Consider the following 10,871-nt stretch of genomic DNA (forward strand, 5'->3'; position numbering starts at 1 on the left):
CCGCCGCGCACACTTTTGATGCCTTGACGGGCGGGCCGTTGCGCGCGCCGGGCTTCAGGAGGGAGAGCAGCTCATGATGGGGAGCAAGCAGCTCAAGGTCGGCTTACGGGTCCGCGACCTGAGGGCCTCCGGTGACTTGTACCTGCGGCTGGGGTTCCGGGAGTTGCCCAACCAGGAACAGCCGCACCTGCGGTACCTCACGTACGGGCATACGTGGTTGATCCTGTCGGACCTGAACGCGCACGGGTATCACGACACGGAGCGCGAACGGGCGGTCAAGGCGGGCCCGTTGGGGCTCGGCTTCGTACTGGCCATACCGACGCGTGACCTGGAGGGCACGTACGCGCTGTGGCAGCGGGAGGGGCTCACCGTGACACTCGAACCCGAGGAGGCCGGGTGGGCGCGGGTGTTCATGGGGCTGGACCCGGATGGTTACGAGGTGCTGTTCGAGCAGTTCGAGGCGACGGAGCCGCCGGCGAAGGGACGGTAGGCAGGCCGCCGACGGGCTGCTGCCTGTCCCGGAACGGTGACGCCCGGGTGAGTCGTGTGGTGCCGATCGGGGCGACCGCACCTACCGGCACGTTCTGATCCATTGCAGCGCCCAGGACAGCCCGTCGCGCCGCGTTCTTTCCCCACCCACATGAGTACGAGTACGGATGGTCTGTCGGCACCCGCGATCAGCAAGCTGGTTCCGTGACAGAACACAAGGAGTGCCCCCACGACACCACCCGCCATGACCGCCAGGCGGCAGAGAAGGTGATGAAGCTGGTCTTTCTTGTGGCGGCCGTAGTGGGAGCAGCCCTGCTGTTGTACATCGTCTTCTTCATCGGCATCTTCGCCGTCTCCGGTTGAGCGTCGCGCATTCCACCCCCGTGAAACCCCTCCGCGCGTCACGTGGAAGGCCGGCCAGCCGTCAGCCAGGATGCCCAGCCGTCAGTTCCTTCTCCCACCTGAGGAGGTCGTCGAAGTACAGGCGGCCTCCGTCCGTCCATTCGGCGACCGGCTCCAGTGCCTCGATGGTTCCCCTGAGACGTTGCAGAGCACCGTCGCGCCGTTCGGTGACCTCAGGTGGCGCGTCGGGCTCCGCTGCCCAGCGGGTGAGTCCGTACGCCATACGGGCCAGGACGTGGGCGGCGTGCACGGCGCCGGCGACGGGGCGTGGATCGGGGCGCAGCGGGTGGCTCACCATGACGTCGCCGTTCGTCACGTACGTCTCGAAGTGGTTGCGCAGATAGAGGGCGTGGTGGCCGGTTTCGTGCAGAATCGCTTCGAAAGCGGCGGCGGGATTTTCGACGCTGGTGGCGCCGAGGTAGATGGCCCCGAAGGTCTGGCGGAGGGTGGCCGAACGGAATGCGCCGCCTCGCACGTACACAATGACGCGGATCAGTAGATCCGATTCCAGGGCGGCCTCCGGCCATACTCTGCGCAGGGTTTCCCGGGCGGATTCCAGGTGCGCGATTCCCTCTGTCATGTCCGGTGTGCCGAAATCGGCGCCACCCGTGCCGCTTGTCCGCTGGATGTCCGTCAGGAGTTGCTTCGCGCCCCACCGGCACCAGGCGGGGCGCGCCGACTCGTCAAGTGTGACGTGTTCAAGTGGGGGCATGAGGCCGGCCGTGGCCAGAATTCTGGCCAGCTCTGCGATACGTGCGGGATCGGCCGTGGCCCCGGAAGTATCGGCTGCACCGATTCCGCCGGACGGCTGTGTTGCCTCCCAGACCAGGCCGGGGTGCAGACAGGAGGGGGCCCGCTCCGCCGGGAGGTGGGGTTCGAGGCGCCGGAAGACATCCCGTCGGTAGCTCCGGACCAAGCTCATGGTGCCGGTCGTGGTGATGCCGACCCGTCTTGCTTCCTCCCGTCCGGTGCTCATCAGGCGTCACCGTCACCGGACGGAGCGTCCACCGCCAGAATCCTGGCAAGCGTGCCAGCTTCCGCTTCCGCTTTCGTGAGCTGTTCCTCACGGGCCTGGAGGCGCCGCACGATCAAGGCGGATATCACCTCATCGCCGATATTGTCCAGTGTGTGGAACAGGTCCTTCCGGACCGCTTGCCAGATTTCCCTCGCCTGGCCGTTCAACGCCTCGGACTTACCGGGCAGACGGTCCCGCAGGGATGCGCTCCGCTCGGCTGCCAGGTCCAGCACGTCGTGCAGGATCTGGGCCCAGGTGTCCTCCACTCCGTCGGAGAACGCGATGTGAACGGAGCCGAGGTCTCCCGTGGTCCCCTCGTGGTAAAAGCCACGCGGCAGGTAGAGGCAGTCGCCGGCCCCGAGGGTGACTTCGAGACACAGCGGGGTCTGCGGTGTGACGCCCGGCTTCGACCGCTTGACCGGCCACTGCTTCGGCGGTTCGTACAGTCGCCAGGTCTTGGAGCCGGCCAGCTGCCGGATGAAGATGCTGGACAGGTCGTAGTGCACCTCGGCACCACGTGCGTGCGCAGGGGACAGAAAGGCGTTGGCGGCGACCGGACAGCCGATGTCTTCGGCCAGGTCCGAGCAGAACGATTCCACCTCGGGGCAGTACGTGGACATCGCCTGGAAAACGAGGGTCGCGCCCGCCCGTATCTGGGACACGACGTACCGCGGATCGGCGAGCCCGGAAAGTACCCGGCGCTCGCTGGATCCGCCTTCTCCGGCCTTGGCGGCGTTCCGGACTCCGATGTCCTCCCCCCTGCGCCACAGTCTGATGTAAGGGGTACGCAGTCCACGGTCGAAAAGGAGCTGCTGTGCGAGGTCCGTCGAGAATACGTGGTCCAGCTCGCCCATGTTCCGACTGACGTATGGCTCCTTGTCCCGGATGGAAACCAGCTTGGACGGATCATCGAGGAGCTTTTCCACCGCCATCTAAAACCTCCGATTGTTCGGCATCCGGCTGTTCCTCCTGATGGAAATCGCGTACTCCGGGCACCGTCAGCACCAGCAGTGAGGCGGCGAGCTGTACGACCGCGGCGACGGCCAGTACGGTCGTGCGGCCCAGTGCGTCCGCCAGCGGCCCGGCGCACGCGAGGCCGAGCGGCAGCAGGGCGAGGCTGCACAGCCAGTCGACCGAGCTGACCCGGCCGAGAATCGACGGGGAGAACTGGCGTTGCAGTGCCGTGTGCAGGAGGGCGTTGAAGGGCATCATCGCGAGTCCCGCGATGATGTATCCGCCCACCACCCATCCCAGTGAGAAGGGCGTGAGCAGTACGAGTGGAACGGTGGTGAAGAGCGCGTTGAACACCATCGCACTCGTCCCGGGGTGCCTCAGCTTGATCCGCCCGATGACGATCGTGCCGATGAGCCCGCTGAGGCTGAACATGGCGAGCACCAGGCCGTAAGCAGAGGGCCCGGAAAACTTCTCCTGCGTGATGACCGGCAGAAGGACCATATGAGGCGCGACGACGAACATGGTCTGCAGCGCGGTCATGGCGAGAATGGCCGACGCCCAGCGGACGCCGCGTACCGCCGACAGCCCTTCCCGGGTCTCCTGAATGACGGAGGAGCGGGATGCCGGCCGTTCCCTGGGCGGTTCGGCGACCGCGAGGACACATACCAGGCTGACCGCGAACGAGGCCGCGTTGATGACGAAAGCCGCCCGGGTCCCGGCGGTGGCCACCAGCAGCCCGCCGAGCGCCGGCCCCACGACGGCTGCCGCGCTCTCCATGCCGCTGCGCCACACGTTGGCGCTGAGCAGCCGCTCTTGGGGGACAAGTGAGGGCACCAGACCGCCGTACGCGGGGCGGAAGAACGCCTCACCGCTGCCCACCAGGAAGGTCATCACGGCGAGCGACAGTGTCGCCGTGTCGAACGCGCCCAGCACGACCACCGTGAGGGCCGCCAGCCGGAATCCGTCGGCGAGCATCATCGCCCGTCGCCGGGGCACGCGGTCCGCCCAGACTCCGCCGAGGAGCGCGAACAGGACCATGGCGAGCATCCGGCCGCCGATCACCAGCCCGACATCGCCGGCGTCACCGCCGACCTCGATCACCCGGAGCGACACGGCTATGGTGAAAAGCTGGTCCCCCACGGCACTGACCGCTTGCCCGGCCCAGAGGAACCGGAAATCGCGCAGTCCCATGGCGCTGCTGTCCAGGCGCCCGGTGAACCGTGTCTTACGGTCGGGCATGCTCAGCCGATCGTGGCCGTGGACGCCGAATCGTCCTCGGACCCAGCCCTGGAGTCGGCCCCGGACTCAGGATCTGTCAACTGTCCGTAGCCGTACCCGCAGCAGTCGCCCGTGATGTCCTCGTCCCTCACCAGCTCGGGGTGCTCGTCACCGGTCAGCTGAAGGTTGTCCAGATCGATGGGGTCGGACGCGTCGTCGAGGAAGAGTTCCGCGCCGTCGGTGATGAGATCGAGGTGCACTTTCTCCTCGTAGCCGACCACGGAACGGTCCTGGTTGTGCTGTCCGAATCCGATGTGAACTCCGACTCGGCGTTCATTGATGTGCGAGTTGGCCGGGATGAACCGGTCGATACCCGAATTCGTACCGAACCCCAGCTCGCCCACCCGGGTGCCGTGCGGCTGCTTGAAACACAGTTCCACCAGCTCACGGACATCGTCGTCGCCGCCCGAAAAGCCGGTGGCGCGCCCGTTTGTGATGTCGACCGTCAGCGGGTGAGCCGCCAGCCGGGTATCGATCCGGGTGATGACGTTGCAATTGAGCGCTCCGTCCGCCACCAGGCGGCCGTCGATCCTGGCGGGATACGTCGCGATCTCCCCCGCCGGGAGAATGGTGAAGCCGCCCGGCCGCCATACGCCGCGATTGCTGATCCAGTCGAATCGGCCGGAATCGAGACGGATACGGAGATCGGTACCGCCTCGGCTGCGGACCCTGACACTGCGCGCCTCGGTCAGTCGCGTCAGCAGCGCGGCATTGCGGGCGCTGAGTTCGTCCGGTCCGAGGTTGAGGGCCTGCTCGAAGAACTCTCGCGACGCGCTGATGATACGTACCACCATGCACCGGTCGCCGCCGAACCGTTGCAGCACTTCGAGGAGGGGCGAGAAGTGAGACATGGTGTCTCGCTCAAGGGTGAAGATGACGAGCCGGCCCGTGAAGGAGCCGGCGTCCGGTACGGCGGAATTCAAGCGTCCGGCGAACTCGTAATCGACGAGTGGCCGCATGCCGACGACCTGCGTGCCGAGCTTTCGCTGCTTCAGACCGGCCACCAGCCAGGCGGCCGCCTCCCGGCTGTCCGGGGAGAAGGCGACGACGCAGTGGTCACGGTCGGAGATGCCGACGTACCGGTCGAGGAGTGCGTCGACTCCATCCCGCAGTTCGCGGCTGAGACTGGTCTGCACAACGGTCAAGACTTGCTCCCCTGGCCTTGGTCGCGTCAATGAGAGTTCCAGCCGAATGGGAGTTCCAGCCGCGGGAATGCTGATGCGGCTGGAACTCCCAAGGGCCTCATCGGAACAATCAGGTGGCTATGAACCACGCCATGAGGGGGCCTTCGTCGCCACTCCCGACCGGTTCGAGGACCTCTTCCGACTCGGCCGCGGAAAGTTCCCGCAGGGCGTCCTCGACCAGCGATTCGTAGGAGGTCGGTTCAGCGATGGTGCCGGTTGCGTGACTCGGTGTCATCTTGACTCCTCTCAGCCGACAGACTCTGCGTGATGCTATGTGGCATGGCCATGCAAGGTCAACGTTTCTGCTCCACTCAACTCCCCCCGCGTGCACGGGCCTTGGAACAGGGACGGAAGGGATTGGACCGACCGCGGCCCGGCCACGCAGAGACCGCCGCCCGGATCATCGCCCAGTCCCGGCCCGCTGCACCGACCGGACCGTACGGGACCTCCTCCGTCACCGCATCTCTGCGTCCCTGCGTCACATCGGGGCGGACGCCGAGTGCCTTCCGCTGACCGCCCGGCGACGTCCGCCGAAGTAGTTGGCTCAGGAACACAACCCTTTGCGCAGCTCAGGCGTCTCATGAACGTTACTCGGCGCCATCGCGCGCCCTTACGGAAGAGGAACCTGATGAAGCTTCGCCGAACCGTGGCCGCGGCCGCCACCGTGGCCGCTGTCGTACCGGCGGCCCTGCTGGCAGCTCCCGCCGCTTACGCCACCGAAGGCACCGGGGAGAAGCTGTACAACTGCTCCGACGTCTCCACCACGTACGGCGATTACGAGCAGAAGTCCATCAGACTCGTACAGACCGACGCCGACGGCCCGGTCGTGCGGGGCGGGGACTGGCGGCCGTTCCGTGCGACGGTGACCAACATCAGCGCCAAGGACGTGTCGACGCTCAGCGTCCGCGTGTACGCCTGGCGACAGGTGGAGGACGAGGACCCGGTGGTGGGCCGGTTCATACAGTTCGAGTACAAATCCGCCCAGACCGGTAAGTGGACCCCGGTGGACACCAGCGCGTCCGGCGCCTTCGTGACCAACGGTGTCGTGAAGGCCGGGAAGTCGGTGACCTACGAGCTGCGCCTGCGCGCCACTGCGGACCTGCCCAAGCACATGACCTGGGGCGATGTCAGCGTAGAGACGTCATTTGTGGATCACTACCGCTTCCCCGACGGCAAGGTGGTGCCCTGCACGGCCGGCCCCACCGGGCAGAACGCGATCACCATCGTGGACCCGGCGGCCAAGCCCACCCCCAGCGCGACGAAGCCGGGGCCGGCGACGGGAGGGGGCACGAAGCCCAAGCCCACCAAGCCGACCCCCGCCCCGACCGCCACCCGGCCCACCGGCTCCCCGACGCCGACGGCCGCACCGTCCGCGTCCCGCGCCGGCACCTCGTCGAATGTCGCACAGGTGTCCGCCCAGACCTCCTCCTCCCACGCGACCGGCAGCCTCGCGCAGACCGGCTCCTCCGATGCGCTGCCCACCGTGGCCCTGATCGGCGGAGCTGCCGTTGTCGCGGGCGGAGCGGCCGTACTGGTCACGCGTCGGCGCCGCACCAACTGACGGGGCGCACCCGCCCGGCAGGCGGCAAGGCGGGGCGGGACTGCCGCTCGGCCGCCGCCTGAACGCACGTACAGCTCTCCGTCTGCCACATCGACGGAGGGCTGTGCGGAACAACTGCTCCCTGCCTCGTAAGGTGGCGGAGCGCGACTTGTCGAGGGGCGCAGAACAGAACCCGCACAGCGGAGCGGAGCGGAACGTGAAACGCATACTGGTCATCGGTGGCGGGATCGCCGGCACAGCGACCGCGCTGGCCCTGCACAAGGCGGGATTCGACGTCACCGTGCACGAGGCGCACCCCGACACGGCCGAGGACATCGGGGCATTCCTGACCTTGGCCGGCAACGGTATGCGCGCCCTGGCGCAACTCGGCGCTTCGGACGCGGTCACCGCCCTCGGCTTTCCGCTGCGCTCACTGCGCCTCCTCGACGACCAAGGCGCTGAAGTGGCGCACGCACCGATGGGAGAGGCCGACGACGCTCTCCTGCGGTATCGGTGTCTGCGCCGCGGCGAGTTGAACGCCGCCCTGCAGACCGAGGCCGCCCGCCGGGGCATCAGGATTTCGCACGGGTCCCGACTGGCATCCTTCGAGAACGGCCCGGACCAGGTGACCGCGCGTTTCGCGGACGGCAGCATCGCCACCGGTGATCTGCTCGTCGGTGCGGACGGCCTGAATTCGGCCATTCGCCGAGCGATCGCCCCCGACACAGAACCCGTATACGCGGGGCAGCGCGTCTTCTACGGATACACCCGCGGCGCCCAAGTGACGGACGGCACCGGCCACATCACCATGGTCCGAGGCAGCAAAGCGTCCTTCGGTTACGCGGTCTCGCCGGACAGGGAAACGTACTGGTTCGCCCGCGTCGCCGCCGAAGCCATTCCCGGCAAGGAACTCGCGCACCCCGACACCGCCCGCTGGCGTGAACAACTCATCGAGCTGCTACGCGAGGACGCCACACCCGCAGCGGACATCGTCGCGGCCTCCACGGACAGCATCATGGCCACGAACGCCACCGAATTGCCCCCCGGCACCCCCTGGCGCTCCGGACGGACACTGATCATCGGTGACGCCGCGCACGCGGCGTCACCAGCGACGGGCCAAGGAGCATCCATGGCCCTGGAAGACGCCGTCATCCTCGCCAAATCCCTACGGGACGCACCCGACACGGAAAGCGCGCTCACCCTCTACGAGACATTCCGTCGCCCCCGCGTGGAACACAACATCACCGTCAGCGGACAGATCTCACGCGGCACCCGCACACCGTCACGCACCGGCTCGGCACCGTCACCGCAACGCCCTGGCGAAGACACCCTGAATTCCCAACTGGAATGGGACGTCGACCTGCGCACGGTCTCCGGCGGTACCGATGGCGCCGATACGTCAGCACACGCCGGGAGTTGAGTGGTCGCCGGCCTGGTGCACCGGGCGGCAAAGTGCTCACCAGCACTGCCACGATCAGCGATGTTTCCCCGCGCAGCGTCAGGCGCGGCAGCGTCACTTGCTTCAATCACTCATAGGCCCCCGGTACGAGAAGACTTGCTGAGCGCGCGCCGGCGAGTTCGCCTGTCCGATCTCACACATCCGCGAAGCCGGCTGCGTGGCCGGCCTGTCTCGTCCATGAGCCGGTCGACGCCGCGTCAGTGGCTCATTCGCGTTCGCGGAGGTATGTCTCCAGTTCGGCTGCCCCGGCCAGCATCGCGCGTCCGCGGGCGGACAGGCGGGTGTGCCAGTCGCGTAGGGCGGCCTCCAGTGGCTCCAGGCCGCCTGCCGACCGTACCTGGGTGATCACTGGGGCGATCTGGTCCAGTAGGTAGCCGCCTCGCCTGAGCTGGTGGACCAGGCGGGCGTCGCGTACGGCGGTCTCGTCGTAGACCCGGTATCCGGTCAGCTGGTCGCGGCGCGGGCGTACCAGTCCGGCGTTTTCCCATTTGCGCAGTGTCGCGGGCCGGATGCCCAGCTTCGCGGCCAGTGGACCGATGAACACAAGGCCGGCCTCTGACGCCGTGTCGGGTACCGGCTCCGTGTCAGCCTCGGGCGCCGGGGCGAGCGCCAGGCCGCGGATGGCGCTTTCGACGGCCCTGAGGGTGCTCCGGTCTTCGAGGAGCTGGGCGTGGCTCGCGTCGATGAGGCGGAACGCTTCGTCGGCCTCGCCCTGGTTCACCGCCCGCAGGATCGAGGCCGCCGTCCGGTGGCCGTGGCCGGGCACGAGGGCGAGGAACGCGCGGAGGGCCCGGGCGTGCAGCGGGGTGTAGGTGCGGTAGCCGTGGGGTGTCCGGTCGGCGGCCGGGAGGATGCCGGCCTCCTCGTAGTTCCTGACGGCCTGTGTGGACAGACCGTGTCCGCGCGCCAGGTCGATCGGCCTGAGCCGTTCCCCGTTTTTAAGGTTCTTCCCCATTGTCCTGCCAATATCGCGGAAAAGTTTCAACCGAAGGTTCAACGATAGCGTTGAAGGTATGGAAATCGACACCAAGGACATCGCTCATGCCGTCGAAGCCTGCGCGGTCATGGAGCTCCTTCCGGCCCGGCCACGGCTGCTCGCCCTTGGCGAGCCCACCCACGGGGAGGACGCGTTGCTCGAACTGCGCAACGGACTCTTCCGGCAGCTCGTCGAGCAGGAGGGCTACCGGACGATCACGATCGAGAGCGACTGCATGATGGGCCTGGTGGTGGACGACTACGTCACCTCGGGCACGGGCACGCTCGATGAGGTCATGGAGCGCGGCTTCAGCCACGGGTTCGGCGCGTCAGCGGCCAACCGTGAACTCGTACGCTGGATGCGCGACCACAACGACGGCCGCCCCCCGGCCGAGCACGTCCGCTTCGCCGGTTTCGACGGCCCACTGGAGATCACCGGCGCCGCCGCCCCCCACCAGGCCCTCACCGCGCTCCACGCCTACCTCGCGGCCCGGGTGGACCCGGACCTGCTCCCCTGCACGTCGGAAGCGCTCGACCACCTCCTCGGCGCCGACGACCGGTGGACCAATCCCGCCGCGATGATGGACCCGACCCAGTCGGTGGGGCGGACGGCCGAGGCCAAGCAGCTGCGGCTGCTCGCCGACGACCTGGTGGCGCTGCTGAACGCGCAGACGCCGCACCTGATCGCGGCGACCTCACGGGAGGACTGGGACCGGGCGCGCCTGTACGGGCGCACCGCCACCGGGCTGCTGCGGTACCACTTCTGGATGGCCGACACGTCACCGGGCCGCATGACGCAACTGATGGGCATACGGGATCAGATGATGGCCGACAACCTCCTCGCCCTCGCCGAACGGGGCCCGGCGCTGATTCACGCGCACAACAGCCACCTCCAACGGGACAAGAGCTCGATGCGGTTGGGTGACCTGCCGCTGGAATGGTGGAGCGCCGGCTCGATCGTGAGCGCCCATCTGGGCGAGGAGTACGCCTTCCTGGCCACGGCCGTCGGTACGATTCGGCACCACGATGTGGACACCCCGCCGGCGGACACCGTGGAGGGATTCCTGTACGCCCTTCCGGAAGACGACTACATCGTCGACGCTCGCCGACTGGCCAGCGTCCTCGGTGTCACACGGCCCGCCCTACGGATCTCCCCCTACTTCGGCTACGCCCCACTCGACCCGGCGCACCTGGCCGGATACGACGGGATCGTGTTCGTCAAGGATCTGCCACAGAGCTAGGCGGCTGGTGCGACGGTGGTGCGCGCGCCTGTGGACACCGTGCGTGGAGGTGTCTGTGCGCCATCGTCGGGTGCTGTCGTCGGGCTTACCGGTCATAGAGAACGCCGCATTTCCGGGCACGGCGATGAGGCCGGATATCGCGTCCCGAATGCGGCCCAGTCCATACCGTAGAACCGGGCGGCAGCGACTCCCTTTTGACCAGGGGTGGTTCGCTGTCGCCCGCCCGGTGCCACGACGGCCCGGGGGGGGGGGGGGGGGGGGGGGGGGGGGGGGGGGGGGGGGGGGGGGGGGGGGGGCCGTTCCCTTGTGCTGGTGCGGGGAAGGGGGGGTGGGT

11 protein-coding genes are annotated in these 10,871 nt (G+C 67.9%); 5 read left to right on the top strand and 6 right to left on the bottom strand.

The window, feature by feature from the left end; genetic code table 11:
* Positions 1–73: 73 nt before the first annotated feature.
* Together ACZ4Z1_RS28525 and ACZ4Z1_RS28530 are read left to right on the top strand one after the other, a co-directional pair.
* Complete coding sequence (locus tag ACZ4Z1_RS28525; protein ID WP_468489505.1) at positions 74–490, top strand: VOC family protein; 417 nt, start codon at positions 74–76, stop codon at positions 488–490.
* Positions 491–693: 203 nt separating this feature from the next.
* Positions 694–852: a hypothetical protein gene (locus ACZ4Z1_RS28530; RefSeq protein ID WP_468489506.1), complete on the top strand. Its 159-nt coding sequence runs from the start codon at positions 694–696 to the stop codon at positions 850–852.
* A gap of 61 nt (positions 853–913) precedes the next feature.
* On the opposite strand, the gene ACZ4Z1_RS28535 is transcribed toward ACZ4Z1_RS28530, so the two are convergent.
* The 5 genes from ACZ4Z1_RS28535 to ACZ4Z1_RS28555 all read right to left on the bottom strand — a co-directional run bounded on the left by ACZ4Z1_RS28535 (position 914) and on the right by ACZ4Z1_RS28555 (position 5,557).
* Positions 914–1,471, bottom strand: a complete 558-nt coding sequence (locus tag ACZ4Z1_RS28535) for an aKG-HExxH-type peptide beta-hydroxylase (RefSeq protein WP_468489507.1) — start codon at positions 1,469–1,471, stop codon at positions 914–916.
* A 395-nt stretch (positions 1,472–1,866) separates the two neighbouring features.
* The gene (locus tag ACZ4Z1_RS28540; protein WP_468489508.1) at positions 1,867–2,838 is read right to left on the bottom strand and encodes a JmjC domain-containing protein; all 972 of its coding nucleotides are present in this window, start codon (positions 2,836–2,838) and stop codon (positions 1,867–1,869) included.
* A complete protein-coding gene (locus ACZ4Z1_RS28545; protein WP_468489509.1) occupies positions 2,813–4,099 on the bottom strand; it encodes an MFS transporter in 1,287 nt (428 codons plus the stop codon). Before ACZ4Z1_RS28545 ends, ACZ4Z1_RS28540 begins: the two co-directional genes overlap by 26 nt.
* A gap of 2 nt (positions 4,100–4,101) precedes the next feature.
* On the bottom strand, positions 4,102–5,274 hold the full coding sequence (locus ACZ4Z1_RS28550; protein WP_468489641.1) for a 2,5-dihydroxypyridine 5,6-dioxygenase NicX family protein: 1,173 nt from the start codon (positions 5,272–5,274) through the stop codon (positions 4,102–4,104).
* A gap of 118 nt (positions 5,275–5,392) precedes the next feature.
* Positions 5,393–5,557 (bottom strand): hypothetical protein, encoded by a 165-nt coding sequence (locus tag ACZ4Z1_RS28555; protein ID WP_468489510.1) that lies wholly within the window; start codon positions 5,555–5,557, stop codon positions 5,393–5,395.
* A 393-nt stretch (positions 5,558–5,950) separates the two neighbouring features.
* Here ACZ4Z1_RS28555 and ACZ4Z1_RS28560 point away from each other — a divergent pair, with 393 nt between their 5' ends.
* Entirely contained in the window at positions 5,951–6,883 is a 933-nt protein-coding gene (locus ACZ4Z1_RS28560; protein WP_468489511.1) for an LPXTG cell wall anchor domain-containing protein, read from the top strand.
* 196 nt (positions 6,884–7,079) lie between these two features.
* Positions 7,080–8,282 carry an FAD-dependent oxidoreductase gene (locus ACZ4Z1_RS28565; RefSeq protein ID WP_468489512.1) on the top strand — a complete coding sequence of 401 codons (1,203 nt, stop codon included), beginning with the start codon at positions 7,080–7,082 and terminating at the stop codon, positions 8,280–8,282.
* A gap of 244 nt (positions 8,283–8,526) precedes the next feature.
* Here the strand turns inward: ACZ4Z1_RS28565 and ACZ4Z1_RS28570 are convergent, their stop codons facing one another.
* Positions 8,527–9,276 carry a TioE family transcriptional regulator gene (locus ACZ4Z1_RS28570; protein WP_468489513.1) on the bottom strand — a complete coding sequence of 250 codons (750 nt, stop codon included), beginning with the start codon at positions 9,274–9,276 and terminating at the stop codon, positions 8,527–8,529.
* A gap of 58 nt (positions 9,277–9,334) precedes the next feature.
* On the opposite strand from ACZ4Z1_RS28570, the gene ACZ4Z1_RS28575 reads away from it, so the two are divergent.
* Positions 9,335–10,537, top strand: a complete 1,203-nt coding sequence (locus tag ACZ4Z1_RS28575; RefSeq protein WP_468489514.1) for an erythromycin esterase family protein — start codon at positions 9,335–9,337, stop codon at positions 10,535–10,537.
* Positions 10,538–10,871: the final 334 nt, after the last annotated feature.

The sequence above is a fragment of the Streptomyces sp. NPDC030165 genome, assembly GCF_055573595.1.